General features: G+C 71.3%; 28 protein-coding genes. 15 read left to right on the top strand and 13 right to left on the bottom strand.

Annotated elements, in window-relative coordinates; translation table 11 throughout:
* The first annotated feature begins 282 nt into the window (after positions 1 to 282).
* Positions 283 to 2505, top strand: a complete 2223-nt coding sequence (gene katG, locus ABH928_RS05540; RefSeq protein ID WP_370062610.1) for a catalase/peroxidase HPI — start codon at positions 283 to 285, stop codon at positions 2503 to 2505.
* Positions 2506 to 2596: 91 nt separating this feature from the next.
* On the opposite strand, the gene ABH928_RS05535 is transcribed toward katG, so the two are convergent.
* The 3 genes from ABH928_RS05535 to ABH928_RS05525 form a co-directional block, all read right to left on the bottom strand.
* Positions 2597 to 3424: a sterol-binding protein gene (locus tag ABH928_RS05535; protein WP_370062608.1), complete on the bottom strand. Its 828-nt coding sequence runs from the start codon at positions 3422 to 3424 to the stop codon at positions 2597 to 2599.
* Between the two features lie 69 nt (positions 3425 to 3493).
* Positions 3494 to 3901 (bottom strand): STAS domain-containing protein, encoded by a 408-nt coding sequence (locus tag ABH928_RS05530; RefSeq protein WP_370062606.1) that lies wholly within the window; start codon positions 3899 to 3901, stop codon positions 3494 to 3496.
* Between the two features lie 104 nt (positions 3902 to 4005).
* Entirely contained in the window at positions 4006 to 5016 is a 1011-nt protein-coding gene (locus ABH928_RS05525; RefSeq protein WP_370062604.1) for a hypothetical protein, read from the bottom strand.
* Positions 5017 to 5247: 231 nt separating this feature from the next.
* On the opposite strand from ABH928_RS05525, the gene ABH928_RS05520 reads away from it, so the two are divergent.
* The 3 genes from ABH928_RS05520 to merB all read left to right on the top strand — a co-directional run bounded on the left by ABH928_RS05520 (position 5248) and on the right by merB (position 8092).
* Positions 5248 to 6768 carry a sensor histidine kinase gene (locus ABH928_RS05520; protein ID WP_370062602.1) on the top strand — a complete coding sequence of 507 codons (1521 nt, stop codon included), beginning with the start codon at positions 5248 to 5250 and terminating at the stop codon, positions 6766 to 6768.
* 19 nt (positions 6769 to 6787) lie between these two features.
* Positions 6788 to 7444, top strand: coding sequence for a response regulator (locus ABH928_RS05515; RefSeq protein ID WP_370062600.1), 657 nt, complete (start codon positions 6788 to 6790; stop codon positions 7442 to 7444).
* Between the two features lie 309 nt (positions 7445 to 7753).
* Positions 7754 to 8092, top strand: coding sequence for an organomercurial lyase (gene merB, locus ABH928_RS05510; protein ID WP_370062598.1), 339 nt, complete (start codon positions 7754 to 7756; stop codon positions 8090 to 8092).
* A gap of 20 nt (positions 8093 to 8112) precedes the next feature.
* Here the strand turns inward: merB and ABH928_RS05505 are convergent, their stop codons facing one another.
* Positions 8113 to 8322: an SDR family oxidoreductase gene (locus tag ABH928_RS05505; RefSeq protein ID WP_370062596.1), complete on the bottom strand. Its 210-nt coding sequence runs from the start codon at positions 8320 to 8322 to the stop codon at positions 8113 to 8115.
* A complete protein-coding gene (locus tag ABH928_RS05500) occupies positions 8235 to 8708 on the bottom strand; it encodes a diadenosine tetraphosphate hydrolase (RefSeq protein ID WP_370062594.1) in 474 nt (157 codons plus the stop codon). Before ABH928_RS05500 ends, ABH928_RS05505 begins: the two co-directional genes overlap by 88 nt.
* A 143-nt stretch (positions 8709 to 8851) precedes the next feature.
* Here ABH928_RS05500 and ABH928_RS05495 point away from each other — a divergent pair, with 143 nt between their 5' ends.
* The 3 genes from ABH928_RS05495 (at position 8852) to ABH928_RS05485 (ending at position 11392) form a co-directional block, all read left to right on the top strand.
* Positions 8852 to 10276 (top strand): cytosine permease, encoded by a 1425-nt coding sequence (locus ABH928_RS05495; RefSeq protein WP_370062592.1) that lies wholly within the window; start codon positions 8852 to 8854, stop codon positions 10274 to 10276.
* Between the two features lie 105 nt (positions 10277 to 10381).
* Positions 10382 to 10693: a DUF5808 domain-containing protein gene (locus ABH928_RS05490; RefSeq protein ID WP_370062590.1), complete on the top strand. Its 312-nt coding sequence runs from the start codon at positions 10382 to 10384 to the stop codon at positions 10691 to 10693.
* 45 nt (positions 10694 to 10738) lie between these two features.
* Positions 10739 to 11392, top strand: coding sequence for a hypothetical protein (locus ABH928_RS05485; protein ID WP_370062588.1), 654 nt, complete (start codon positions 10739 to 10741; stop codon positions 11390 to 11392).
* Between the two features lie 251 nt (positions 11393 to 11643).
* Here ABH928_RS05485 and ABH928_RS05480 read toward each other — a convergent pair whose 3' ends face one another.
* The 4 genes from ABH928_RS05480 to ABH928_RS05465 all read right to left on the bottom strand — a co-directional run bounded on the left by ABH928_RS05480 (position 11644) and on the right by ABH928_RS05465 (position 14903).
* Positions 11644 to 12840: a methyltransferase domain-containing protein gene (locus tag ABH928_RS05480; protein ID WP_370062586.1), complete on the bottom strand. Its 1197-nt coding sequence runs from the start codon at positions 12838 to 12840 to the stop codon at positions 11644 to 11646.
* A gap of 3 nt (positions 12841 to 12843) precedes the next feature.
* Positions 12844 to 12987 carry a hypothetical protein gene (locus ABH928_RS05475; RefSeq protein WP_370062584.1) on the bottom strand — a complete coding sequence of 48 codons (144 nt, stop codon included), beginning with the start codon at positions 12985 to 12987 and terminating at the stop codon, positions 12844 to 12846.
* 238 nt (positions 12988 to 13225) lie between these two features.
* A complete protein-coding gene (locus tag ABH928_RS05470) occupies positions 13226 to 14077 on the bottom strand; it encodes a helix-turn-helix domain-containing protein (RefSeq protein WP_370062582.1) in 852 nt (283 codons plus the stop codon).
* Between the two features lie 31 nt (positions 14078 to 14108).
* Entirely contained in the window at positions 14109 to 14903 is a 795-nt protein-coding gene (locus ABH928_RS05465; RefSeq protein ID WP_370062580.1) for a DUF6879 family protein, read from the bottom strand.
* 295 nt (positions 14904 to 15198) lie between these two features.
* On the opposite strand from ABH928_RS05465, the gene ABH928_RS05460 reads away from it, so the two are divergent.
* Entirely contained in the window at positions 15199 to 15357 is a 159-nt protein-coding gene (locus tag ABH928_RS05460) for a hypothetical protein (RefSeq protein ID WP_370062578.1), read from the top strand.
* Between the two features lie 70 nt (positions 15358 to 15427).
* Here the strand turns inward: ABH928_RS05460 and ABH928_RS05455 are convergent, their stop codons facing one another.
* Positions 15428 to 15997, bottom strand: coding sequence for a GNAT family N-acetyltransferase (locus ABH928_RS05455; RefSeq protein ID WP_370062576.1), 570 nt, complete (start codon positions 15995 to 15997; stop codon positions 15428 to 15430).
* A gap of 165 nt (positions 15998 to 16162) precedes the next feature.
* On the opposite strand from ABH928_RS05455, the gene ABH928_RS05450 reads away from it, so the two are divergent.
* Positions 16163 to 16501 (top strand): nuclear transport factor 2 family protein, encoded by a 339-nt coding sequence (locus ABH928_RS05450; protein WP_370062574.1) that lies wholly within the window; start codon positions 16163 to 16165, stop codon positions 16499 to 16501.
* A 9-nt stretch (positions 16502 to 16510) separates the two neighbouring features.
* Here ABH928_RS05450 and ABH928_RS05445 read toward each other — a convergent pair whose 3' ends face one another.
* A complete protein-coding gene (locus ABH928_RS05445; RefSeq protein ID WP_370062572.1) occupies positions 16511 to 17539 on the bottom strand; it encodes a trans-acting enoyl reductase family protein in 1029 nt (342 codons plus the stop codon).
* A gap of 125 nt (positions 17540 to 17664) precedes the next feature.
* Between ABH928_RS05445 and ABH928_RS05440 the strand changes: the two genes are divergently transcribed.
* Positions 17665 to 18627, top strand: coding sequence for a helix-turn-helix domain-containing protein (locus ABH928_RS05440; protein ID WP_370062987.1), 963 nt, complete (start codon positions 17665 to 17667; stop codon positions 18625 to 18627).
* A gap of 36 nt (positions 18628 to 18663) precedes the next feature.
* On the opposite strand, the gene ABH928_RS05435 is transcribed toward ABH928_RS05440, so the two are convergent.
* On the bottom strand, positions 18664 to 20742 hold the full coding sequence (locus ABH928_RS05435) for a phosphocholine-specific phospholipase C (RefSeq protein WP_370062570.1): 2079 nt from the start codon (positions 20740 to 20742) through the stop codon (positions 18664 to 18666).
* Positions 20743 to 20910: 168 nt separating this feature from the next.
* On the opposite strand from ABH928_RS05435, the gene ABH928_RS05430 reads away from it, so the two are divergent.
* Both ABH928_RS05430 and ABH928_RS05425 read left to right on the top strand, forming a co-directional pair.
* Positions 20911 to 21738, top strand: coding sequence for an aldo/keto reductase (locus tag ABH928_RS05430; protein WP_370062568.1), 828 nt, complete (start codon positions 20911 to 20913; stop codon positions 21736 to 21738).
* A 177-nt stretch (positions 21739 to 21915) separates the two neighbouring features.
* The gene (locus ABH928_RS05425; protein WP_370062566.1) at positions 21916 to 22590 is read left to right on the top strand and encodes a TNT domain-containing protein; all 675 of its coding nucleotides are present in this window, start codon (positions 21916 to 21918) and stop codon (positions 22588 to 22590) included.
* Positions 22591 to 22613: 23 nt separating this feature from the next.
* Here the strand turns inward: ABH928_RS05425 and ABH928_RS05420 are convergent, their stop codons facing one another.
* Complete coding sequence (locus ABH928_RS05420) at positions 22614 to 23351, bottom strand: class I SAM-dependent methyltransferase (RefSeq protein WP_370062564.1); 738 nt, start codon at positions 23349 to 23351, stop codon at positions 22614 to 22616.
* A 321-nt stretch (positions 23352 to 23672) separates the two neighbouring features.
* Here ABH928_RS05420 and ABH928_RS05415 point away from each other — a divergent pair, with 321 nt between their 5' ends.
* The 3 genes from ABH928_RS05415 to ABH928_RS05405 all read left to right on the top strand — a co-directional run bounded on the left by ABH928_RS05415 (position 23673) and on the right by ABH928_RS05405 (position 26570).
* On the top strand, positions 23673 to 24110 hold the full coding sequence (locus ABH928_RS05415; protein WP_370062562.1) for a VOC family protein: 438 nt from the start codon (positions 23673 to 23675) through the stop codon (positions 24108 to 24110).
* Positions 24111 to 24320: 210 nt separating this feature from the next.
* Entirely contained in the window at positions 24321 to 25163 is an 843-nt protein-coding gene (locus ABH928_RS05410; RefSeq protein WP_370062559.1) for an N-acetylmuramoyl-L-alanine amidase, read from the top strand.
* A 192-nt stretch (positions 25164 to 25355) separates the two neighbouring features.
* Positions 25356 to 26570, top strand: coding sequence for a phosphodiester glycosidase family protein (locus tag ABH928_RS05405; RefSeq protein WP_370062557.1), 1215 nt, complete (start codon positions 25356 to 25358; stop codon positions 26568 to 26570).
* The last annotated feature ends 9 nt before the right edge of the window (positions 26571 to 26579 follow it).

The raw sequence follows: 26579 nt of genomic DNA, 5'->3' as shown, positions 1-26579 counted from the left end.
CACCGGATGGACGCAAGGACGGCCTGGAGTTATCGCACGTGACTGCCTACCCAACGACGGGGATTCACATTCCCGTCGTCGACGACCGCAACGCGCAGGCCGCGTGGGCGGCGCGCAGACCGCGCACCGCGCAGACCGCGGGTCGGGCCTGCTTGTCCGCCGTGCAGGACGAACCACACGAGCGACACGAATTCCTGCACGCGACACGCACCGGCCTGAACGCCCTCGCCTCTTCCTCTCAGCCAGACTTCGGAGTTACTCGTCAAGCCCGGAAGGATTCCCATGTCTGAGACCCCTGACGCAATGGTCGGAGCGGAGGGCTCGGGTGGTTGCCCGGTCGTGCACGGACGTGCCACGCACCCCACGCAGGGTGGCGGAAACCGCCAGTGGTGGCCGGACCGGCTCAACCTGAAGATCCTCGCCAAGAACCCGGCCGTGGCCAATCCGCTGGGCGAGGACTTCGACTACGCGGCGGCCTTCAAGTCGCTCGACCTCCCGGCCGTGAAGCAGGACATCGCCGAGGTGCTCACCACCTCGCAGGACTGGTGGCCCGCCGACTTCGGCAACTACGGCCCGTTCATGATCCGCATGGCCTGGCACAGCGCGGGCACCTACCGCATCAGCGACGGCCGCGGCGGCGGTGGCGCCGGTCAGCAGCGCTTCGCCCCGCTCAACAGCTGGCCCGACAACGGCAACCTGGACAAGGCGCGCCGCCTGCTCTGGCCGGTCAAGAAGAAGTACGGCAAGAACCTGTCCTGGGCCGACCTCATGATCCTGGCCGGCAACGTGGCCCTGGAGCAGATGGGCTTCGACACCTTCGGCTTCGCCGGCGGTCGCGCGGACGTCTGGGAGCCGGACGAGGACGTCTACTGGGGTCCCGAGACCACCTGGCTCGACGACCAGCGCTACACCGGCGACCGCGAGCTGGAGAACCCCCTCGGGGCGGTCCAGATGGGCCTCATCTACGTCAACCCCGAGGGCCCCAACGGCAACCCGGACCCGATCGCCGCGGCCCGCGACATCCGTGAGACGTTCCGCCGGATGGCGATGAACGACGAGGAGACTGTCGCGCTGATTGCCGGCGGCCACACCTTCGGCAAGACCCACGGCGCCGGCCCGGCCGACCACGTCGGCGCGGACCCGGAGGCGGCCCCGCTGGACGAGGTCGGCCTGGGCTGGAAGTCCAGCTTCGGCACCGGCAAGGGCGGCGACGCGATCACCTCCGGCTTGGAGGGCATCTGGACCAACACGCCGACCACCTGGGACAACTCGTTCTTCGAGATCCTCTTCGGCTACGAGTGGGAGCTGTTCCAGAGCCCAGCGGGCGCCAACCAGTACCGGCCGAAGGACGGCGCCGGTGCGGGCAGCGTGCCGGACGCCCACGACGCGTCCAAGAAGCACGCGCCGACGATGCTGACGACGGACCTGTCGCTGCGCTTCGACCCGGCCTACGAGCAGATCTCGCGCCGCTTCCTGGAGCACCCCGACCAGTTCGCGGACGCCTTCGCCCGCGCCTGGTTCAAGCTGACCCACCGCGACATGGGCCCGCTCGCCCGCTACCTCGGCCCGGAGGTCCCCTCCGAGGTGCTGATCTGGCAGGACCCGGTCCCGGCCGTGGACCACGCGCTGGTCGACGACGCCGACGTGGCCGCGCTCAAGGAGAAGGTGCTGGCCTCCGGCCTCAACGTCTCCGAGCTGGTCTCAACCGCGTGGGCCGCTGCCTCGTCCTTCCGCGGCAGCGACAAGCGCGGCGGCGCCAACGGCGGCCGCATCCGCCTGCAGCCGCAGGCCGGTTGGGAGGTCAACGACCCCGACCGCCTCGCCACCGTGCTGCGCAAGCTGGAGGGCATCCAGGAGTCCTTCAACTCCGCCCAGTCCGGCGGCAAGAAGGTCTCGCTGGCCGACCTGGTCGTGATCGCGGGCGCGGCGGGTGTCGAGAAGGCGGCCAAGGACGCCGGCTACACCGTCACCGTTCCCTTCCACGCCGGCCGCACGGACGCCACGCAGGAGCAGACGGACGTCGAGTCCTTCGCCGCGCTCGAGCCGGCGGCCGACGGCTTCCGCAACTGGACTGGCAAGGGCAACCGCCTCCCGGCCGAGTACCTGCTGCTCGACAAGGCCAACCTGCTGACGCTGAGCGCGCCGGAGATGACCGTCCTCGTCGGCGGCCTCCGCGTGCTGGGCGCCAACCAGGGCCAGTCCTCGAACGGCGTCCTCACCACGACCCCGGGCGTGCTGACGAACGACTTCTTCGTCAACCTGCTCGACATGGGCACCGCGTGGACGGCCGCCGCCGACGACGCGTCCACCTTCGAGGGCCGCGACGCCGCCACCGGCAAGGCCAAGTGGACCGGCACCCGTGCCGACCTCGTCTTCGCCTCCAACTCCGAGCTGCGCGCCCTCGCCGAGGTCTACGCGAGCGACGACGCGAAGCAGAAGTTCGTCAAGGACTTCGTCGCGGCGTGGAGCAAGGTCATGGAGCTGGACCGGTTCGACCTGCGCTGAGCCTGAGGGTTCGGATCAGCTGACACTGACGTCCGGGTCGGCCCGCAGGGGCCGACCCGGACGTTCTGCATTTCCCGCTTTCGGAACAGCCTCAGGGCGCACGGAAGTACGTCGCGAAGGCCGCCGCGAGCCGAGGGCGGCGTCCCCAGGCGAGGACCCGGCCGCGCGCGATCGCACCCCACGGCGAGCAACGGCCCAGCGCGATCAGGAAGAACGTCACCGGCTCGCTGATGATCGTGCAGTCACTCGGCCCGGCCGGGCCACCGGACTTCGGCGCCACCTCCAGCGAACCGGAGGTGAACCGGGCCGACCAGCGGTCGCGCGAGCCGCGCAGACCGAGCGTGAACGTGGCCGTCAACTCACCCACCACGTCCGGGACCACCACCCGCGGCATCGCGGTGAAGAGGAACGGCAGGCAGAGCTCCACCCGGCGGCGGTCGACCATGTGCGGGCGGCGCAGGGCGCGGGCGATGTCCCAGCCGTGGCCGAGCATGTGCGTCAACAGGTAGGAGCCGAGCGTGTCCAGGCGCATCGGGCCCATCGGCGTCACCACGGGTTCCGTGCCGGGCCGTTCGCCCGCCGCGTCGACGTAGGCGCGCGCCTGGTCCAGCACGCCGTCGGCGAGAACCGCCAGGTCGCGCTCCGGAAAGGCGACCAGGGACGCGGCGTTGGCGCCGGCGAGGCTCTCGGGCGTTCCGTTCCCGTGCGGCGGCAGGTCCACTCCGGCCGCGATCTCGGCCATCAGCGCGTTGGCGAGCACCAGGTGCGCGGCGGCCTCGGCCACGGTCCACTCCGCTTCGGGTATCCGGACCGTCCCGTCGACGCCCGAGCGGAGCAGAGCGGCGATGTCCTCGGCGGCGGCCAGGACCTCATCGTGAAGCTCCTGGCGTCCGCGCACGTCGAGCAGCTGTCCGGCCATGGTCACGTAGCCTGGGGCACAACGGGCGTACTGTCCAGTCTCCGCGCAAACCCGTCCATCGACGAACTGTCATGAAACGGTCGGGAAACATCCGCTGACCCGGCACAGCGCCAACAGGCGGCGCAGCAGCCGCGAGGGACGGGCCAGGTAGATCCGCACCGCGACCGACTCGGCCGCCCGCCGGGCACTGAGCAGCCCGCCCACTCCGCCCGCGTCGCAGAAGCGCAGGGCGTCCATGTCCAGCACTATCCGGTGGCGACCGCGCACCAACGCCCGCTCCACGGCGTGCAGCAGACAGGGGACTGCGGCCCGGTCCAACTCGCCGGAGAGGCGCAGCACGACGGCGTCGTCGCACAGGTCCGTCCGGACGCGGAAGTGGGTGCAGCAGACGTGCGCGGCGGGCGAGGCGAAGGGGCGGGCGGTTCGGGGGGCATAGGTTCCGGTGGTGCGGTCACCGGGGCGCAGGAAGGCGGGCATGGCGGGTAACTCCTGTGGCAGGGAGGGATGGAGGATGATCGGCGGATCCGAGAAGGGGCAGCGGCCCTCTGCGGGCCGCTGCTCAGCTCTCTACTGACTGCTCGTCACTTCTTGGCACTCATCCGCTTCTTGACCATTCCGGCACCGATCACGCCGACACCAGCGACCAGGCCCGCGCCGACGGCCAGCAGCACGGTGTTCTCGTCCGAGCCGCCCGAGTGCGCGGCGGTGTCGCTGCTCGGCTTCGCGGTCGAGGTGTGCGCGAGCGGGGCGGCCTTGTGCGCGACCGGTGCGGCCGGTTGCGCCGGAGCCACCGGGGCGACCGGCTGCGCGGGCGGGGCGACGGGGGCCAGGGGCAGCAGGGACGGGTGGGCGGCCGGGGTCACCGGCGCTGCCGGAACAACCGGATGGGCAGGGGCCACCGGCTTGACCGGGGCGACCGGGGTCACGGGCTTCACGGGGGCGACCGGGGTGACGGGGGTGACCGGCTTCACCGGCGGGGTCACCGGCGTCACTGGGGTCACGGGCTTCACTGGGGTCACCGGAGTGACGGGAGTGACCGGCGTGACGGGAGTGACCGGCGTGCTGACCGTGAGGCTCCCCGGCACCGTCTCGTTCGCGCCGGAGCCGTTGACGCAGGACACGGTCACCGGGTCGGACCCCGCCGGAATGTCGGGCAGGACCGTCGCAGTGGCGGTGAAGGCCTGCGGGTTGGACGAACCGATCGTCGCCGATCCCCCCGCGAAGAACGGCGAGGATATGCCGGTCAGCGTCACAGCGTCGTCCGGACAGGTACCGCTGATGTTGACGTTGCCGCCGCCGTCGATCGGCGCGCCCGCGTCCGTCGCGGAGGTGACGCTGACCGCACCGCCGGAGGAGATCGCCGCGCTCGTCGAGTTGGCCGGCGTGGTCGGGCTGTCCGGGGTGGTCGCGGTCCCGGTCGAGTCCGCCGGGGTGAACGGGGTACCCGTCGGGTCCGCCGTGGAGCTCGCGGTCCCGGTGGAGCTCGCGGTGCTCGTCGGGCTCGCGGAGTCCGCGAACGCGACGGGCGCGGCGAGAGTCAGGGTTCCCGCGGCCAGGACAGCTGCACCGGTGAGAAGAATCGTCGACTTCATTGTTTTCCCCAAAGCGTGTCCCACTCGTACGGACCAGGTGGATCATCCGGCCCGGCGGGTCTGCTGACCTGCGCTTTCCACTGTCGTCGGCAAGGGGGGACGGCAGGGTCAACCGATCGGGGGGTCGGGTGGATGATCCGCGCACCACCCGGACGGGGCTGGTGGGAGACTGAGAACGGCGGAGGGCTCGACGGACATCCACGGGACTTCCACGGGACTCCGGGAGCGACGATGGCACCCAACCCCAGCGCCCAGGCAGAAGCCGGCTCGACCCGCACTCGCCGGCCGAGCGGCCTCCTCGCGTCCCTGCGCCGGCTCCCGGCCTTCTCGGGATCCCCCGAGCTCGGGTTGCCCGACGCCGCCGACAAGCACGCGGTCGGCGAGATCCTGCGGGCCCACCAGCACCGCGCGGTCCGGGTCCAGGCGGCGCTGCGGGCGTGCGTCTTCCTGGTCGTGCTGGCGAGCCTCCTCCTGATCCGCCCGCACGAGCAGGTCCGGCTGACGCTCGTGCTGACCCTTCTCTACGGGGTGTGGAGCGCGGGGATGGTCGTGGCCTCCCGGCGCGAGGACGGGCCGCAGCAACTGGTCTGGGCGGTGGCGCTGGTCGACCTGCCGTTCCTGGCCGTGATCCTGGGCGTGGCCGGTGCGTTCACCGACCCCAACTGGTCCACCCCGCTGAGCCCGGACGCCTTCATCTTCGTGCCGCTGCTGGCCTCGTTCCAGCTCAGTCCGGTGGTCACGGCCGTGGCGGGCCTCGCGGCGACAGTCACCTACATCGCCGCATCCGGCATCGGCCACCTGCACGCCTCCCCCGACCTGCACTACACGCTGGCCAACGGGCTGGTGCTGGCCACGCTCAGCGTGGCGGGAGTGGTGCTGTCGCGGATCCAGCAGTCCCGTGTGCGGATGATCGCGGAGCTGGCCCGCCAACGTGGGCAGTTGCTGGCCCGTACGGTCGCCGCCGTGGACGAGGAGCGCCGCGACCTCGCCGAGGCCCTGCACGACGGCCCACTGCAGAACGTGCTGGCGGCCAGGCTGGACCTCGACGAGGCCCATCACCTCACCCGCAGGGACCGCGAAGCCGTTCCCGTCTCCCCTGCTTCCCCCGCCTCACCCGTCGAAGCCGAGGCCACCACCGAGCGCGCACTCGACCGTGCCGACGAGGCGCTGCGCGAGGCAGCCCGCCAGCTGCGCTCCTCCGTCACCGAGCTGCACCCCGCCTCGCTGGAGCAGGCAGGCGTCTCGCCCGCGCTGCGCGACCTGGCCGAGCGCGCCGCCCAGCGCGGCGGCTTTACCCTCGCCTTCCGTAGCGACGCGGTGTCGGCGGGCCACCGCGCCGACCGGGTGCTCTACCGCTGCGGGCGCGAACTGCTGACCAACGTGGTCAAGCACGCGGGCGCCGGGCATGTGGAGGTCGAGCTGTCGCTGGCCGACGGCGTCGCAGTCCTCGCCGTCCGGGACGACGGCATCGGCCTACCGGTCGACGGGGATGGGGATGGAGACGACGGTCGGCGTGCGCCTGTCACCCGTGGCCATATCGGCCTGTCCGCGCAGCGGATCCGCGTCGAGGAGGCGGGCGGCACCCTGGTCCTCGGCCCCAACCGCCCTCGCGGCACCACCGCCACGGTCACCCTCCCCCTCCCCCTCCCCCCGACCTCGCAGGCGGCGCACGCCGCCCCGACATACGATGGCGGCACCGGGACGGACGGCGTGATCCCCCCGCCCAACGGGCCCGTCACGAACGCACGGTGAGCCCGATGCGGAGAGCGCGATGAGCCGGACAACCCAGCAGGACCGACTGATCCGGGTCGTGGTGGCCGACGACCACCCCCTCTACCGGGAGGGTGTCCGCCGCTCGCTGGCCCTGAGCGGTCGCGTCGAGGTCGTCGCCGAGGCGGAGACCGGCCGCACCGCGCTGGCCGCGATCCGTGAGCACCTCCCGGACGTCGCCCTGATCGACTACAAGATGCCCGACCTCGACGGCATCGCCGTGGTGCACGCGGTCGTCCGCGACGAGTTGCCGACGCGCGTGGTGCTTCTCAGCGCCTTCGAGGACAGCGGCCTGGTCTTCAAGGCCCTCCAGGAGGGAGCGGCCGGCTACCTGCTCAAGGACTCCTCCCGCGACGAGATCGTCGACGCCGTCGCCCAGGCCGCCGCCGGACGCTCCGTCGTCCCGGCCCACCTGACCGACGGCCTCGCCGCCGAGATCCACGCCCGCCGCGAGGTCGACGCCCCCGTCCTCTCCGCCCGCGAACACGAGGTGCTCGAACTCTTCGCCCAGGGCCGCAGCGTGCCGGAGGCGGCGGCAGCGCTCTTCCTCTCTCCCAGCACGGTCAAGAGCCATGTCCAGCACCTCTACGCCAAACTCGGCGTCTCCGACCGCGCCGCCGCCGTCGCCGAGGCGATCCGCCGCGGACTGCTGGAGTGACGGTCCGTCACACAGGCGCGCCACGGAACGTGTCAGAGGGAGGGACTAACGTGGGCGTCGTGACCTGGAGGTGCCACTGATGCGCGTGGAGATGCTGACGGTCCCGGACTGCCGGAACGGCCCGGTGCTGCGGGCACGGCTGACGGCCGCGCTGTCCGGGCATCCGGGCGTGGGGGGGGGGGGGGGGGGGGGGGGGGCGCGCCCCCCCCGCGGGGGCGGGGGGGGGGGGGGGGGGGGGGGGGGGGGGGGGGGGGGGGGGGGCCCCCCCCGCCCCCCCCCCCCCCCACGGCCGAGGCCGAGCGCAGGGGTATGCACGGCTCGCCGACCCTGCTCGTCGACGGACGCGACCCGTTCGCAGCTCCGGGCACGGCAGCCACCGTGTCCTGCCGTCTCTACCGAAGCGCGGACGGCCGGGTCGACGGCGCCCCGTCCGTCGAGGCACTACGACAAATCCTCCGCACATCGGCCGCCGACACCGACAACGGCCCGGCCGCCGCCGTCTGCTGCGGCTACCTCCGCTTCTTCGCCTCCCGCGCCACCGCCGAGCAGTGGACCGGCGCCCACACCGACCTCACCGGCGCCGTCCTCGACCAGCTCGAGGCCGAACGCCGCGGTGCAGACATCTTCGGCTCTCTGCCAAATAACTGACAGTCAGTCAATCTTCCTGCTCAGGCGGTGAATCCACCGTCGACGGCGATGGTCGTGCCGGTAATGTACCGCCCGTCGGTGCTTTCCAGATGGGCGACCGTGGCGGCGATCTCGCTCGCCTCGGCATAGCGGCCGAGGTCGGCTACTCGGCGAGCCGGTCCAGCTCCGCACCGATGGCCTCGCGCAGCGGGCGGTGCTCCGGGCCGAGCGCGTGGCCCGGGTTGCTCCACTTCTCGCGTGGGTGGAGCCAGACCGGGCGGCCGACCAACTCGGGCGGCTCCCACTCGTAGCGGGGCCAGATGTGGGCGTGCAGCATCGGGGCGGTATTGCCGAGGATCTCCAGGTTCACCCGCCGGAACGCGGGATCCAGACGACCGCAGACGCGCTCGACGGCCTCGCCGATCCGCTCCATGTCGGAGAGGAACGCCACCCGCCTGGACCGCGGCAGTTCGGAGAGTCGCTGCACGGACGGGTCATCCACCAGCAGCACCGAGTACCCCGGAAGGAACTGCACGTCCCCGATCGTCGCGAACCCCGCGTCCAGCCTTCGCATCACCGAGGGGTTCGTGCCGTCGAGCGCGCTGCCGATCCGGTCCTTGCGCCAGTCCTGGGTCATAGCCGAGCACGATAGGCAAGATCGCGGTCCCTGGGCACCTCAGGCGATTCAGAATGAAATTATTCAACCTCTTGACAGCTGCCTGAGTCCATACAGCAAGATGTGGCACACCCCCACACGTCTCGAGCTTCCGAGGTGGCCACATGGAACGGCGCGCACTGGAGTTCGTCCCGGAATCCGAACGGCACGGGAGATCACGCTCCCTCTTCACCGTCTGGTTCGCGGCGAACACACAGATCACCACGATCGTCACCGGTGCCCTCGGGGTCGTACTGGGCCTCCCCCTGCCCTGGGCGATCCTCGCGCTGATCGTGGGCAACCTGTTCGGCGGCGTGTTCATGGCGCTGCACTCGGCCCAGGGCCCGAAGCTCGGCGTGCCGCAGATGATCCAGAGCCGGGCGCAGTTCGGGTTCCTGGGTGCGGTGATCCCGCTGCTGCTGGTGATCCTGATGTACCTCGGCTTCTTCGCCAGCAGCGCGGTCCTCGGCGGCTCGGCGCTCGCAGCCTGGACCGGCATGCCCCAGAGCGCCGCGGTGGTCGCCGTCGCGGCGGTCTGCGTCGTGCTCGCCCTCTACGGTTACCGGCTGATCCACCAGGTGGAGCGCTGGATCAGCCTGCTCAGCGGCATCGGCTTCGTCTACCTGAGCTACCGGCTGCTCACCGGGACGAACCACCCGGCCGGGATGTGGCACGCGGGCTCGCTCAACTGGGGCACCTTCCTGCTGGTGATCTCCATCGCCGCGACCTGGCAGATCACCTACGCCCCGTACGTCGCCGACTACTCCCGCTATCTGCCCTCCGCCACCCGCGTCGCGCCGCCGTTCTGGTGGACGTACGCCGGGTCTGTCGGCGCCAGCATCTGGATGATGTCCTTCGGCTGTGTGGCGGCGGCCGTCGCGCCCAAGGCGTTCGGCGACAACTCGGTGGCCTTCGTCGTCGGCCTGGCACCCGGCTCGATCTCCGGCCTCTTCTACCTGGTCGTGGTGCTGGGCGTGCTCGCCGTCAACGTGCTCAACCTGTACGGCGCGTTCATGTCCACCACCACGACGCTCTCGGCGCTGCTGCGCTTCCAGGTGGGCCCGGGCCTGCGCGCGGCGTTCATTCTGCTCGCGGCCACGGTCGGGACGGTGCTGGCGCTGGTCGGACAGGCGCACTTCCTCAACACCTTCGAGAACTTCATCCTGCTGCTCACGTACTTCCTGGTCCCGTGGACGGCGATCAACCTCGTCGACTTCTACGTGATCCGCCGTGAGCAGTACGACATCCCCGCGCTGTTCGACCCGGCGGGGTGCTACGGCCGGTTCAACTGGCGCACCATGGTCGCGTACGTCGTCGGCGTCCTGGTCGAGGTGCCGTTCGTCAGCACCACCTACTACACCGGCCCGATGGTCGCCCATCTCGGCGGCGCGGACATCTCCTGGCTGCTGGGCCTGGCGGTCTCCTCGGCCCTCTACTTCGCGCTGATGCGCAACCAGCCGGCCCCGCCCGCCGTCGCCGGCGACGCGATCGCCCCCGCGACCGCGCCGGCTGCAGAGACGGCGCTCACCGCCGAGCCCGACCACAGCTGACCCCCACCCCCCCACCGACCGCAGCGGCCCCTCGCGTCCCGAGACGCGGCGGGCCGCTGCGCGTTGCTCTTGCCCAGCCGCCAGGCGGCGACTTACTGTCGCGACATGGGAGCCAGGAACGCTGGAAACACCGTGGGTCGGCGCGGCAACGCGCTCAATCTGATCGTCCTCGCGGGCGCCTCCGCGCTGGTCGGCGCGGCCGTCGCCAAGGAACTGGGCCAGGCCCCCGAGGACCGCACCTGGCACGGCCGCATCGCCGGTCTGCCCTACGACTTCCGCCCGCCCACCCTCGCCCGCCTCCGCGCGGAGTACTGGGACCCGGAAAACGGCGCCCTTTTCACTCCGCATGCGTTCGGCATCGGCTACGGCGTGAACCTCGCCCGCGTCGCCCGCGACCTCACCTCGCGCGAGCGGTGAGCCGTAGGCAGGAGACCGCCTCTCCAAGTGCGGCATCATGGGCGGATGCCGGCCGACACCGCGCGACGCGCGGAGGACCTGATCACCTCGAAGACTTGCCGGGACTCGGCCACACCAGCCGCCCGACAGTCGCTCGACGCCGAAACCGGCCGCTGGGGACGGACGGTGGCCCTACGCGTCCCGGCGCTTCGCGAACTGCCCTTCTACAACAAGGCCCGCGGCGTCAACGAGGACGACCTGCCGCACCTCGACGCGATATCCGCCTTCTTCACCGATGCCGGGATCGTGCCGACCCTGGAGGTGTGGGCCGGAGACGCGAGTGACCGCCTCGGTGCTGCCCTGGCCCGTCGCGGCCTGTACGCGGGCGCCGTCACCGCGACCATGCACCGGCATCTGGACGCCTGCTCTCAATCCGCGGTGCCCGCCCAGGGTTCGGTCACCGTGGAGGAACTCGACCCGACCGACGACACCGACTACGTCGCCACACTCATCGGCGGGTACGAACTCGCCGACGCAAGCCCCGAACGCCACACCATGCTGCGCGCCGAACACGACCCGGCAACCGTCCGCCGCTACCTCGCCCGCGTCGACGACCAACCGGCCGCCGCCGCAAGCCTCTACCTGCCCCCACCGGAGCCCTGCTCAGCGGCGCGGCGACGCTCCCCCGCTACCGCCGCCAGGGATGCCAGAGCGCACTGATCACCCGCCGCCTCGCCGACGCCGCGAAGCTCACCGACCTCGCCGTCGTAACGGTCGCCTACGGCTCAGCCAGCCAGATCAACCTCGAACGCGCCGGCTTCCGCATCACCCACACCCGCACCACCTGGCGCCCGCTCCGCCACGAGCCGATGGCTGACGCACGCTCATAGTCTGAGCACGGACGACACCGGCGTGATCAAGCCCGCCTGAGCGCAGCGACCTGGGGGGTGGGTTGCCAGGCCTGCCGGGGCTCAGGCGGGAATGGGTACCGGCTGCCGGGGGTGGTCGAGCCAGACGAGCTGCTGCCCCTCGCGGGTGACGGTGAGCCCGAACCGGTCGAATCCCGGCCGGCCTCGGGCGTCCCACCACCGCCATGCTGCCTCGACCTCGTCCCACAGCCGCCGGGGCCCGGACTGCACGACCTCGAATGCGGTGCGGTCTTTCTCCCAGTCGGCGGTTGCCCATGAGGTGACTGCTGTGTCGTGCAGCCACAGGGTGTAGGAGCCATCGCGATAGTGCTCGGGGCGGGGGTAGACGCCGGGGACCTGGAGCCCGATGGCGAACATGGCGAGCCATCCGCCGACGTCGTCCGGGGACAGGGCGGTGGTGGTGCGGGTGCCGTCGGCCGGCCACTCCTTGCCGCCCAGGTAGATGCTGGTGGGGGTTCGGTGGACTCGCTGCGCGCGTAGGGACATGAACGCGCTGGAGCGGGTGAACCAGCCGGAGGCGCTGCCGTCTTCCTCGACGATCAGCCGCACGATCGCTTCACCGCCGTACTGCGGTCCCCACGGCGCGACGATGGTCCCGCCCGGTTTCGTCTGGGCGATCCAGGCCGCGGGGATGCTGCGCACGGAGCACGTGGCGGTGATCCGGTCATACGGTGCTCCGCTGGGGTGTCCGGCGCAGCCGTCGCCGACCACCACGAGCGCGCCGCGCCCAACTGCCGCGAGGTTCGCCCGCGCGGTGTCGGCTACGGCCTGGTCCACTTCGACGCTGACCACCTGGTCGTCGCCGAGCCGTGCGGCAAGGAGCGCGGCGTTCCAGCCGGTTCCGGTTCCTATCTCCAGCACCCGCATGCCCTCGTACGGGTCCAGGTCGCGGAGCATCGAGAACACCATCGTCGGCATCGAGTTGGACGATGTCGGCATGGTGCCTTTGGCGTCGCCTGCGTGCTGGCCGTCGTGCTGTCCGTCGTCCCACTGGGTGGTGAGCGGGATGTCGGAGTACACCGCTCGTAGCCAGGCCTGGCGGTCGGTGTCGCGGTTGACGGCGTTGTGCTGCTTGTTGCCGCCCGCTGTGCCCGGCCAGATGGTGGCCGGGATGAACAGCTCGCGGGGTGCGGCGTGGAAAGCGGGGAGCCAGTCGGTGGTGAGCGCGCCCTTCTTCATCAGCGCGGCGGCCAGCCCCAAGGCGCAGGGGCTGGCCTCCTCTTCGCGGGTGTCGGTCATCGACTACTTGCCGTCCGCCGGACCGGAGCCGTCGGAGGTGTTGCCACCCTCGTCGGAGCCGCCTCCACCGTGCTTGTTGCCGGAGTCGCTGTCGTCCTGGGGGTTGCCACCCTCGGCGGCCAGGAGCCACCACGCGTGCTTCGTCATTGTGTTCGCCCTCCTACGGGTTTCAGTGTGCCCGCGCCGACGGGTTATCCGTGCGGGAGTCGGCGGGATCGGCCGGCGGTGCCGGCGTGGCAGCCGCCCGTACCCCGCGACGGGGGCTCAGGTCGTCGGCCAGTCACCCATGCGATGCCGCCGGTTGACGGTGCGTCACCAGGTGATGGTTCGACGGTAGGAGCGGGCGCACGCGGGTCGCGAGTCTCTTCTACGCAATTGCACGGAACTACTCGCCGAGGCCGGTGAGGGCGGCGGTGATCAGGGCGCGCGCGGCGTCGCCGTAGACGGCGCTGCGGCTCAGCTCGGCGAAAGCGTGCACGTAGTCCGCGATCTCGCGGGGCTGGGTGACGTTGATCTCCGCCGTCAGCGTCTCCACGCCCACGTGCTGGTCATCGAACAGGTAGAACCCCTCCAGCGGCCACATCGTGCGATCAGCGCCGAACGGGATGATGCCCAGCGAAACAGAGGCGAGCGGCATGACGGCGAGCAGGTGGCGCAGCTGTCCAGCCATCACCTGCGCCGTGCCGAGCCGGTGCCGCAGCACCGTTTCCTCCAGCAGAAACGCGAACCGGTGCCCGCCCTCGTGCAGCAGGCGGGAGCGGGCGACGCGGGCGGCGACGGCTTCGGTGACGTCGTCCGGGGTGCCCTGGAATCGCGTGATGGAAGCAAGGAGCGCGGTGGCGTAGGCGGCGGTCTGCAGCACACCCGGGACGACGTTGGACACGTAGATGCGGCACAGGCCGGCGTCTTCGTGCCAGGTGTTCCAGTCGCGCTGCGCCCTGCGCATGCCGTCGCGGTGGACGCGCCGCCACTCCCGGTACATGCCGTCGACCGCGCGGGCGGTGGCGATCAGGTCAGCAGTCTGGTCATCTGCGTCGCAGGCGGAGCACCAGGCGCGGATGTCGGCCTCGGACGGCGGGGTAACGGCGTTGAGGATGCGAGAGGTCTTGGAGGGGTGCCACCCGCAACGGGTGGCCAGCTCCTGGCCCTTGAGTCCGGCGTCGTGCAGCAGTTCGCGCAGGCGGGCGGCGACGGCTTGGCGTGCGGCTTGGGCGCTGGACGACGGGGAGGCGGGCATGGCGGCTACCTGGTGCGGGCGGACACGGGGTTCAGACGGCGTACTGGTCGTGTGGGATCGCGCGGTCCCACACCGCTTCGAACGCGGCGGCGTACTGGGCGACGGTGGCGGGGTGGTCGGTGTAGGCGTGGCCTGCCCAGTCGCCCTCGCCGGTCCAGTAGTGGACCAGCAGGCAGCGGCCGTCGATCAGCCACAGGTCGTTTGCGGGCAGCAGCAGTCCGGACGCCTTCGAGCGCGGGAGCCAGCGAACCAGCTCGCCCGAGGCGACGTTCAGCGGGCTGACGGCGTGCTCCCACCGGATGTAGTCCGTCACCGGCTCCGAGACGACGCGGGCCCGGCGCATCACCACGCCACGGCCGATCGTCTCGCGGACCAGGCCCAGCCACTCGGGCCACCACGAGTGCCCGGGGTCCACGATGGCGTGACCGGTGCGGCGGAACTCCTCGAACTCCTCCGCCTCGTCCCCGACTCCGTAGACGTCACGCAGCTCCAAGTGCACCGCGGAGTGCTCGGCGCCGCGCAGCAGCTCGGCGAAGTTCGGGACGCCCTCTCGTTCGTCCCACACCGGGCCGGCCGAGTCGGTGAGCGTCGCGAAGGCTTGCTGCACGATCGGCTCCATCCGCGCGGGCAGGCGCACCACGGACTCACCGTTCGGCACGCCGGTGGCGTGCCCGGGTACCCACTCGGTGGCGTCGATCTCCGCCAGCGTCCCGGGCTCGGGCTTCCACCCTTGGATCACGACCTCCTGCCGCTCCTCGTCCGCCCACACGGTCGGCGATCCACCGCCACCCGTGCTCGGATCGATTCCGATGAACCGTAGCGTCATGCGGTGCTCCATCCCTCATCGCTTCTGCGTCCTTGCACGCTTTCGCGGACATGGCGGAGCGTCAAGAGCGCACGGGCGCATCCGAAATCGGAAGCCGGGCAGGCCCTCCCCCTGGGTGGACAGCCATCAGCGATAGCGGCCCTCTGCCCAAGGAACGTTGGCGGCCTGCTGTACTTTCATCGGCTGCATGGATCTGACGCACGCTCATAGTCCGAGCACGGACGACACCGGTATAAACAAGCCCGGCCGAGCCCAGCAACTCCTCTAGTTTTCATTCGGACGAGAGGAGCCCGCAGTGGCGAGCGAGTACATCAGCGAGAAGCACCGCGACCTGGTTGCCCGTTACCGGCAGGCGGAGGCAGAGACCGAGAACACCGTCTGGCCCGACCGGCCGGATGCTGTGAACCGCGTCGTTGTCTTCGATCCGCACCTGCACGCCCGCCCGCGCGACTGATCGCGACGAGAAGGGTCCCGACTCCTGATGGAGTTCGGGGCCCTTCCGCTTCCCGGCTAATTCACCGTGGTCAAATCGCCATGGCGAAGCGGCGGCACACATGCACCCGGCCGAACTCCGCCCGGAGACGCGCCTCCTCGGCCAAGGGCGCGTGGGCGAAGACCTGAATGGGCTTCAACCCCGCTCCCGCCTCGACGACCGCGCGGCCCGGCTCGGACGGGTCGGCGTAGTGGAAGGCGTAGACGTGGAGGTAGTGGTCGCTCTCCGCGAACCCCACCGCCCGGTACCAGGCGAGTGTGTCGGCGTCGTCCCTGGTCCAGGCGTCCAGGGTGGTCGCACCCGCGTCGCGGGCCCAGGCGCGGGTGGAGGCGAGCAACTCGCCTGCCAGGCCGCGGCGTCGGTGGTCGGGGTGGATCGCGACGGTCTCTGTCGTCGCCAGGTCGCCCTCGACCTCGGTGTCCATGATCCCGACAACGGCCCCGCGCTCGTCCACGGCGACCAGCTCCAAGCCGGGCGCAGCGATGGCGGGCTTGGCGGGGACGACCGAGTCGTAGTAGGCGGTGTCGAGGAAGGCGAGCACCCGGCAGCGGAGCCAGGAGGTCTCGTCAGAAGGCGTGTATGCGCGAAGGGTGTAGGTCATGATCACGGTCCTCTGCAAGCGGGCTGATGGGGTGTCGGCTGCTACGGAGGGAGGTGATCACACGGCGATCGTGCGCCCGGCGCTGCGAACCGGGCAACTGATTTTCCTGTCCTACTCTGACGACAGCAGGTCGCCGGCCCGAGGACGGAGGAAGTCGAGGTCACCATGGACATCAACCCGACGAGCGTGGTCGAGGCGGCGTTCCGTGCCTATCGGGCGCAGGACCGCACGGCGGCCCTCCCGCTCTACGCCGACGACTTCACCTTCACCAGCCCGCAGGACGACCACATCGACAAGGCGGCCTTCTTCGAGCGCTGCTTCCCGACCGCCGACCGCTTCACCGAGCAGCGGATGCTGCACGTCGTCCCCGTCGACCCGGAGCTCGTCTTCGTCCACTACGACTACGAGCTCACGACAGGCGGCCGGCACCGCAACGTCGAGGCGATCACGGTACGGGACGGGCTCATCCGGGAGGTACAGGTCTTCTTCGGCGGCGCGGTGTGAGTCGCGGGGTTACGGCGTCTCGACGGAGACGTGCGGCGACAGGGCCTTGAGGAAGTCGGTCGCGTCGAACAGCTCGCCCGCCGACGCGACCCCGACCGTCCGGGTCCCGCCCGCGAGGATGCGCTGGGTCGCTTCGACCACCAGCGGCGCGGTGACCGCGTAGATGTCCTCGCCCCGCGCGACCGCGCGGCGCTCCTCGTCCCCCGAGCGGACCACGACGTCGACCACAAAGGTCTCCGCCGTGCGTCCGTGCTCGTCGACCGGCGTGGCCGCGGCCAGGTCGCCGGCCGCCGCCGTCGACATGTAGGTGCGGACCTCGGGGATGGAGAGGTGGCTCGGGAGGGTGACCACGTCCGCCATGGTGAACTCCGCCAGCACGGTCCGGCGGCCCAGCGGCTCGGGGAACTCCCACTCCAGGGTGGGGAGTTCGGTGGCCTCCACGTACTCCAGCCGCCCGTTGGCGTAGCGGACGCGGCGGTCGCCGCGCCGCTCGCGGGAGACCACGCCGGCGGCGAGCGTGCCCGGGGTCGGCTGCCAGCTGCTCAGGCCGTAGGCGACGTGGGCCTCGTCCGCCGACGTCCAGTCGCCCATCGCGGCGGTGGCGAGCAGGTCGCCGAGACCGCCGTAGAAGGCCATCGCGGGGACGACGACCGTGCCGGCGGCGCGGGCGCGGTCGGCGAAGTCCGCGAAGGTGTCGACATTGGCCTCGATCTCGGCCGCGACGTCCAGGTAGGGGATCCCCGCGCGCAGCGCCGCCTCGATGACCGGGGCCGACGTCGTCGCGAACGGTCCCGCGCAGTTGATCACTGCGGCCGCACCGTCCAGCGCGCGGTCGAGCGCGGCGGGATCGTCGACCGACGCCGGGCGGACGTCGAGCTCCCCCGCCCCCTCGGGCAGGGAATCCGCCAGCGCCGCCAGCTTGTCGGCGTCCCGGCCGGACAGGACCGGCGCCAGCCCCCGCTTCAGCAACTCCGCCACCACGAAACGCCCGGTGTGTCCATACGCCCCGAACACCGTCACCTTTTGGGTCGATCCCATGACTTGACTCCCGTTTCTCTGTTCCGTGCCGCGTTCCTGCTTCGAGATCATCCTGATGGACGCGAAGCCACGGCACTAGTGTCCGGAACGACATCACCCATACACTTCCGGACATGGATCGGGACGTGAAGACCGTCGCCCTCGCCGTCACCGACGGCATGCTGCACTTCGAACTCTCCCTCGCCCTGGAGGTGTTCGGCTCTCCGCCGGTGAGCGTGACGCGTCCCTGGTACCGGCTGCTCGTCTGCGGCCCGGGGCCTGTGCAGGTCGGACGGTTCCGGCTGGAGCCCGACCACGGGCTCGACCGCCTACAGCATGCCGACACCGTGATCGTCCCCGGCTGGGCGGACGTCGACGAGGACCCGCCGGGCGACCTGGTCGACGCGGTGCGCGCGGCCCACGACGCGGGGGCGCGGATCGCCTCCCTCTGCACCGGCGCGTTCGTCCTGGCCAGGGCCGGTCTGCTGGACGGTCTGCGCGCGACCACGCACTGGGCGCACACACAGATCCTGGCCGAGCGCCACCCGCTGGTCGAGGTGGACCCCGACGTGCTGTACGTGGACAACGGCAGCGTGCTCACCTCGGCGGGCAAGGCCGCCGCGATGGACCTCTGCCTGCACCTGGTCCGCCTCGACCACGGCTCGTCGACGGCCAACGCGGTCGCGCGGCGGCTGGTCGTACCGCCGCACCGGGACGGCGGGCAGGCCCAGTTCGTCACCAGCCCGATGCCCCCACCGGGCAACCATCCGCTCGCGGACCTCCTCCCCTGGGCGATCGAGCGGCTCGACCAGCCGCTGACCGTCGAGGACCTGGCCCGGCAGGCGCGCATGAGCTCACGTCACCTCGGCCGCCACTTCCGGCAGGTGACGGGCACCACGCCACTCCAGTGGCTGCTCAACCAGCGGATCCGGCGCGCCCAGGAGCTGCTGGAGACCACCGACCAGGGCATCGACCTGATCGCGGAGACCACCGGCATGGGCACCTCGACGACTCTGCGCCGCCACTTCCACCGGTCGGTGGGCGTCCCCCCGGACACCTACCGCCGCACCTTCCGCACCCACGGCCGGTCGGAGCACGTTCCCGGCTGACGCACTGTCGGCCGGGAACGATCAGCTCCGCACTGGTCAGGCGCGGCCGATCGCCGGGTCGCTGGAGCTGACCTGCCCCGTCTCCACACGACCGGCCAGGCGACGCAGGTCGGAGGGCCGACCGTCGGTCAGCACCGAGACGTCGTACCAGCCGTGGGTGCGGCGGGTGTCCACCTGGTGCACCGCCTCGGCGCCCGCGCGGAGGGTGAGGGTGACCGGGCCGTGGACGCCGTAGGCGTCGACCAGGACCACGTGCGCGCTCGCCGTGCCGCGGTTGGTCAGGGTCAGCCGCACCTCCCCGCCGGCGCCCTTGTGCCGGGCGGTCACCTCGACGCCGACCTGCCCCGGCTCGCCCCGGAACTGCCGCAGGAACCCGGACGGGCCGTGGACGGTCAGCTCGTAGGGACCGGAGGCGGAAGCGGTGGACGCGTCCCAGACGTGGCTGAGGCTGCGTCCGGCGCCGACCGTGAACGTCCACGGCCCGTCCGTACGGGACGTGGAGGTCGCGAAGAAGTTGGCGCCCGCGCCGCCGTGGCTGGCGAAGTCGACGGTCAGCGCGCCGGAGGCGTCCACCGAACCGTCGACCGCCAGGTCGTAGGGCAGCGGACGGGACGGGCGGGTGCCGCGCTCCTGCTTGGGCAGTGCCGGGTTGGCCGGCAGCGTGGGCACGTAGTCGGGGTGGCGGTTCTTGTCGGGCGGCAGGTATCCGGCGGTCGACGGCAGGGACGGGGCCGCGTCGTCGTGGCGCCGGAAGTCGAACGCCGAGGTCAGGTCGCCGCACACGGCACGGCGCCAGGGCGAGATGTTGGGCTCCTGGACGCCGAACCGCTGCTCGATGAACTGGATGATCGAGGTGTGGTCGAACGTCTGCGAACAGACGTAGCCGCCGGTGCTCCAGGGCGAGACCACGAGCATCGGCACCCGCGGGCCCAGCCCGTACGGACCGGTCACCGCGCCACCGCCCGCACTGTAGAGCTCCAGGCCGGTGTCGGCGGTCGACGCGCCCTGCGCGGCGTCGGCCGGGGCGAAGGGCGGGACCAGGTGGTCGAAGAAGCCGTCGTTCTCGTCGTAGGTGATCAGCAGTGCGGTGCGGCTCCACACCTCCGGGTCGGCGGTCAGCGCGTCCAGGACCTGGGAGATGTACCAGGCGCCGTAGTTGACCGGCCAGTTCGGGTGCTCGGTGAACGCCTCGGGCGCGACGATCCAGGAGACCTGGGGCAGCTTGCCCGCCTTGACGTCCGAGCGGAGGACGTCGAAGAAGCCGTCGCCCGCGCTCGCGTTCGTGCCGGTGCGCGCCTTGTCGTAGAGCGGGTCGCCGGGGTTGGCCGTGCGGTACTGGTCGAAGTAGAGCAGCGAGTTGTCGCCGTAGTTGCCGATGTAGGCGTCACTCGTCCAGCCCCACGAGCCGTCGGCGTCCAGGCCGGTGCCGACGTCCTGGTAGATCTTCCAGGAGACCCCGGCCGCCTCCAGCCGCTCGGGGTAGGTGGTCCAGGCGTAGCCGGCCTCCGCGTTGGAGACGACCGGGCCGCCGCCCTTGCCGTCGTTGCCGACGTAGCCGGTCCACATGTAGTAGCGGTTCGGGTCGGTCGGGCCGAGCAGCGAGCAGTGGTAGGCGTCGCAGACGGTGAACGTCTCGGCCAGGGCGTAGTGGAACGGAATGTCGTCCCGCGTCAGGTGCGCCATGCTGGTGGCGCTCTTGGTGGGCACCCAGCGGTCGTAGCGGCCGTTGTTGAGCGCGCCGTGCGTGCTGTTCCAGTCGTGCGGCAGGTCCTCGAGGAACTGCAGGCCGAGGTTGGGCGCGTCCGGGTGGAAGGGAAGCACGTCCTTGCCACCGCTCGCCCCGCCGTCGTTCTGGTACCAGACCGGCTTGCCGCTCGGCAGGGTGACCGGGTGCGGGTCGCCGAAGCCGCGGACGCCGCGCAGGGTGCCGAAGTAGTGGTCGAAGGACCGGTTCTCCTGCATCAGGACCACGATGTGCTCCACGTCGCGCAGGCTGCCCGTCGCCCGGTTGGCCGGGATCGACGCGGCGCGCGCGACGCTGGTGGACAGCACGGACGCGGCGGCCGTGCCACCCGCGAGTTGGAGGAAGCGGCGACGGTTCAACGAGGATGACATCAGGTCAGGCTCCGGTCTCCGGTGCGTCGGCGCACTCGGCTCGGGGACGTGCGTGCAGATTCTCGACAGATCCACGACAACGCAAGAGGGCCGAACGGGGGATGCCGGGCAAACCCCGGTGGAACGCTCGGCGAGGCACCTCGGCCGGGCCCTGGCAGACTGGTGGTCATGCAGACGATCACCTTGAACAACGGGCTGACGATGCCCCAGCTCGGCTTCGGCGTCTGGCAGGTGCCGGACGCGGAGGCCCGCACCGTCGTCGGCGAGGCACTGGCCGCCGGGTACCGCAGCATCGACACCGCCGCGATCTACGGCAACGAGAAGGGCGTCGGCCTGGCGCTGCGCGACAGCGGCCTGCCACGTGACGAACTCTTCGTCACCACCAAGCTCTGGAACACCGACCACGCGGGCGACGCCGCGCTGCGGGCGTTCGACGCCGGCCTGGAGCGTCTCGGGCTGGACTACATCGACCTCTACCTGATCCACTGGCCGGTCCCCTCGCGCGACCGGTACGTCGACGCGTGGCGCGCGCTGGAGAAGATCCACGCCGAGGGCCGGGCGCGCGCGGTGGGCGTGTCCAACTTCGGTGCGAAGCACCTGGAGCGGCTCTTCGCCGAGACCGGCCTGGTGCCCGCGGTCGACCAGGTCGAGCTGCACCCGTACTTCCCGCAGACCGAGCTGCGCGCCCTGCACGCGAAGCACGGCATCGCAACGGAGGCGTGGAGCCCGCTGGGCCAGGGCCGTGGCCTGCTGGAGGACCAGACGCTGGTCGCGATCGGCGCCAAGCACGGCAAGACGGCGGCCCAGGTGGTGCTCCGCTGGCACCTGCAGCTGGGGAACGTGGTGATCCCGAAGTCGGTGACACCGGAGCGGATCCGGCAGAACTTCGACGTCTTCGACTTCACCCTCGACGCCGAGGACCTGGCGGCGATCGCGTCCCTCGACCACGGCGGGCGCATCGGCCCGGACCCGGATACGTTCGACTGGATGGGCTGAGCGACTCCGCACGAAGAGCGCGGGGGCAGTGCGGGCGCGCCCGGCGCGCCACGCACGGCGGCGCGCCCGGACGACATCGTTACTGGTGGGACCGCGTTCGACCCCCGTTCCGCTCTTTCGAGTGGTTTGATCACGTTACGGGCCGCCAGCCCGTGGCTGGGGTGTTTCGATCACCCCATGACGGTTGCTCAGAACCTTTCCAGGATCGGCGCAGGCCTCGCCCTGGTCGTCGCTGCCACGGCGCTCACCGGGGTGGGTACGGGGGCGCAGGCCGCGCACGCCGACGTGTTGCCCAGTGACGCCTGCTCCGCCGCGTTCGACAACGGCGACGCGCGCCTCGGTCCGGAGCAACTCCCGACCGCGGGCTCGGTCGGCCGCGAGCTGACGGGTTACCACCGCACGGGCGGCGAGTCCCCCGTGGCCTTCCTCGCGCAGTACTACGACCCGACGGCCTACAACGGCGCGGGCGGCTGGCGCTACCCGCCGGACAACGGTTACCTGATCGCACCCGACGGCAGGCCGATGGAGATCCACGAACGTCTCCTTCCCGGTCTGGACATCGACCGTTTCGGCAGCGAGTACGGCTCCTTCCTCGCCCCGGAAGGCTCGGCGTACTCCTCGCGCGCGCTGCCGCCGCAGAGCCTGGACGGGCAGCCCGCCGCCGGGTGCAACTACCACGACTACAAGGTCCTCAAGCCCTTCGAGGTGGACGCCGGGCCGATCGCGCCCTGGTTCAACCAGCCGGGCTTGGGCTGGCAGTACCAGCTCGACGCCTCCCTGTTCCCGGGCGCACCGGCACAGCTGAACGTGCAGTGGCTGGTCAACAACGGCTACCTGGAGCGGCTCGTCTGACGTCGTCCCGTGACGTCGTCCGGTCAGGCCGAAGGCCTCCGAGCCACGAAGACGAACTCCTTGCCAGGACGGTCCGGGGCGTCCCGCACCTCCCGGACCTCGTATCCGTTCGCGGCAAGGTCCGCCTCGATCTCGTCCCGCCGGCGGAAGCGGAGCGTGGAGAGCGACGTCAGCTCCGGCCCGCCGTCGGCCTCCCGCACATAGGTCCAGCGGAAGGTCACCAGCGGGCCGTCGACATCGAGCAGGTCGACCCAGCTGGTGACCGCCCCGAGGCCGGGGAACCGCGCGACCCGGTAGGAGCTCTCGCGGTTCCATGACTCCCACGCGCGCCCCGCGGGGTCCCGGGTCTCGAAGATCAGATGCCCGCCGGGCCGCAGCGCCGCGTGGACGCGGGCGAGAGTGCCGTTCCAGGCGGCAGGCTCGACGATGGCCTGGGCGACGTTCCCGGTCATCACCGCCAGATCGACACGCAGCTCGGGCGGCAGTGCGGTCGCGTCCCCGCAGATCCACCGGACGCGGTCGGCGCCCGGCTTCGCCCTGGCGATCTCCAGGGAGGCCCCGGCGGGATCGACACCGGTGACGGCGAGGCCCCGGTCGGCCAGCATCAGCGCGAGCACACCGGTCCCGCACCCGATGTCCAGCACGCTGCGCGCGCCGAGCTCGTCCGCGATCCGTGCGTAGAAGTCGAGATCGTCGCGGTCGCCCTCCATCGGGTCGTAGAGGGCAGCCATCGCGGGGTCGGCGAAGAGATCATCGGGCACGCGCCCGAACGTACCGCGCGGGCACACCGCCCCGCCGTCCCTTTGACTGCACGGCGCGTGCCCCGCCCGCTACGGTTCGGACACGTCCCACCACAGACAGCAACAGGGTTTGCCCAGCTCAGCAGGGGTAAGGGGCAACTGCGGGGTTCTGCTTTGAGCGGCCGGATCCCCGCGCCGCGAGGGCATGGACAGGTGGCCTCGCGGCTCCTCACCCGGGGTGCCGACAGCGTGGGCGTTTCGGCACCCCGGGCCCATCTCCACTCGTCCCTTCCCGGGCACGACAGACTGGCTGCCGCGCCCGGGCGGTCGTACGTTGGTGCCGTGCTCAGCAACCGCTCCATCCCCGGCAGCACGGTGATCCCCGTGCTGGTCTACCCGGACGTGCGTGCTGCCGTCGCCTGGCTGACGGCGGCCTTCGGGTTCTCCGAGCGGGTGCGGATCGGCGAGGATCACCGCTCGCAGATGCGCATCGGCACGGACGGGGCCGTGATCGTCGCCGACGCGCACGGCGAGCGTCGACCGCCGTCGCCCTCGTCGGGCGGGCACACCCACGTGATCAAGGTGCGCGTCGAGGACGTGGACGCCCGGTTCGAGCAGGCCCGCGCCCACGGCGCGCGGGTGGTCGAGGAGCCGACCGAGTACCCGTACGGCGAGCGCCAGTGCACGCTGGAGGACCTGGCCGGTCACCCCTGGGAGTTCACCCAGACCGTGCGGGACGTCGCGCCGAGCGAATGGGGCGGGGTCGCGGTCGACGAGTAGCCCGCACACCGCACGCGCACGCGGCACCACCGTCAGCGCCACCTCACGGCACCATCGGGGCCACCTCACGACGCGTCACATCGCGGCTCACGGTGCGTCACATCACGCCTCCCACCTGGCCTAACACGGCACACCCACCCGGCGGAACTTGTCACCCGAGCGCCGGTCCCCGAGCCCACACCCCGCAGATCCGTGCATATCGTCGTACCCATGCACGTCGAGCGGCGTCTGTTGATGCGTCGGGTGGCACAGGTCGCCCTGGTCGGAGGAGTCACAACGGTGCTGGTGCGCGGCTCCGCCGCGTCCGCGCCGCCGTCCTCCCCTGCCCGGGTGTTCGCCGACCCCGTGAACCTGCGATGGACGGCGGCGCAGCCCCCGATCATCCGGCGCGCCGACTGGGACACCATCGGCCGCAACAAGCCCCTGCCCGCGCCCCACTACGCGGACGCGGTGAAGGCAATCTTCATCCACCACACCGACAGCGGCAACGAGTACGACCTGGCCGACGTCCCCAGCATCATCTGGAGCATGAAGGACGACCAGACCGGCCGCCGAGGATGGGACGACATCGGCTACAACTTCCTGGTCGACCGCTTCGGCAACATCTACGAGGGCCGTCACGGCGGCGTCGACCGGCCGGTGATCGGCGCCCAGTGTTCCGGGTTCAACGTCAACACAGCGGGCATCGCCGCGATCGGCACCTTCACCGAGGGCGCGGACGTGCCCACGCCGATGCTCCAGTCCCTCAGCGCGCTGTGCGCCTGGAAGCTGAGCCTGCACGGGGTGGACGCCGTCTCCTCGACCGTGCTGACCTGCTCCGACTCGCTCAGCCGCTTCCCCGCCGGCAGCCGGGCCACCTTTGCCGTGATCTCCGGGCACACCGACGCCGACTGCACCTACTGTCCGGGCTCCGCGCTGTACGCGGCGCTGCCGGGGATCCGGCGGCAGGCCTCACAGATCCAGCAGAGCACCGACCATCCCGTCTTCGGGAACTCCACGCCCGTACTGCAGGCCAAGCCCACCACGACTCCGTCGACCCCGCCGGGGCTGTAGGCGTGGACTGACTGCCCGCAGGCGCGAGCGTTCGTGCGGGTGATTCACCGTCAGATGTCGCGTGACGCGACGTCAGTCATGGCATGCATGGACGCGTCCACATCATTCCGCTCACCCGCTCACCCGTTGATCCGCTCATCCGTTGATCCGCACAGGGCTGCGCCTCCGCGCGCAGCGACGAGGGAATCGCACATGACCGACCACAACGGCGCCACCGCCGTCGCCGACCGTCCTGCGCAGCGCCGCCGTCGCCGCCGACTGCTGCCGTGGAAGCGGGCGAGCGACCTGACTCCCCCTCAGCGCCGCCGACGGCGGATCGTCACCCGCAGCGTCCTGGCCACCGGACTGGTCTGCGCGGGCTGGCTGGGCTGGTCGATCGGCCAGGCGCTCACCTACCCGGGCCGTGACGGCACCGAGGCGCGGCTGGCGGAGTGGGGACGCGACCACCACCTCGGCCTGGTGATCAACCAGTTGGAGGACTGGCAGTACGAGCTGAACCCGCCCCGCGTCGGCGGCTCGCTGACGCCCGCGCAGCTGGCCCAGATGCGGGCGACGAACGGGACCACCTCGCTCAACTCGGCCGTGCCGATGCTGGCCCCCATGCCGACGAGCATCACCCCGCGCCTGCCCGGCGAGGGCGTCTGGCGCGCGCTGGTCACCTACCACGGCCTGCCCCTGGTCCAGGGAACCTACGTCCGCCCGGACGCGGAGCACTCCTCCTACGAGGCCGCGGTGGCGTGGATCAGCGCCGGGCACGCGCGCTTCCAGCTGCACCCGGGCTTCCGGGAGCCCGGCGGGAGCTTCGCCGTCCCGCCGACGATCCCGGTCGGCCAGCGGACCGGCCTGATGGCCACCTGGAACGGTGGTTTCCGGATCACCGACGGCACCTCGAAGGGCGGCTTCTACCTCGACGGCAGGACCGACTCGACGCTACGCGACGGCGCGGCGTCCGAGGTCTTCTACAAGGACGGCTCGATCAGGATCGGCGTCTGGGGCCGCGACGTGAAGATGACTCCGGACGTGCTCGGCGTTCGGCAGTGCCTGACGCTGATGGTCGACGGCGGCAAGCTGGCGGGCGACATCGACGTGCCGTACGCCTACGGCTGGGCGTACCAGGGCAAGAAGTACGTCGAGCGGTCGGGCGTCGGCGAGACCGCCAAGGGCGACATCATCATGGTCGTCGGCCAGGCGCTCTCCGCCCGCACACTGGCCGAGCTCATGCAGCACGCGGGCGCGGTCCGGGCGATGCCGCTGGACATGAACGGCGCCTGGCCGTCCTTCATGAGCTACGACTCGAGCGTCGACCCGGCCAGCCCCAAGCCCACCAACATCCTCGACTTCGGCGAGGCAGCCGACCGCTACTACACCCAGGCCACCCGCGACTTCGTCGCCGTCTACGCCCGCTGAACGCGTCAA

It is taken from the genome of Streptacidiphilus sp. MAP5-3 (assembly GCF_041262505.1).
Taxonomy (GTDB): domain Bacteria; phylum Actinomycetota; class Actinomycetes; order Streptomycetales; family Streptomycetaceae; genus Streptacidiphilus.
This window is presented reverse-complemented; position numbering and strand designations above follow the sequence as displayed.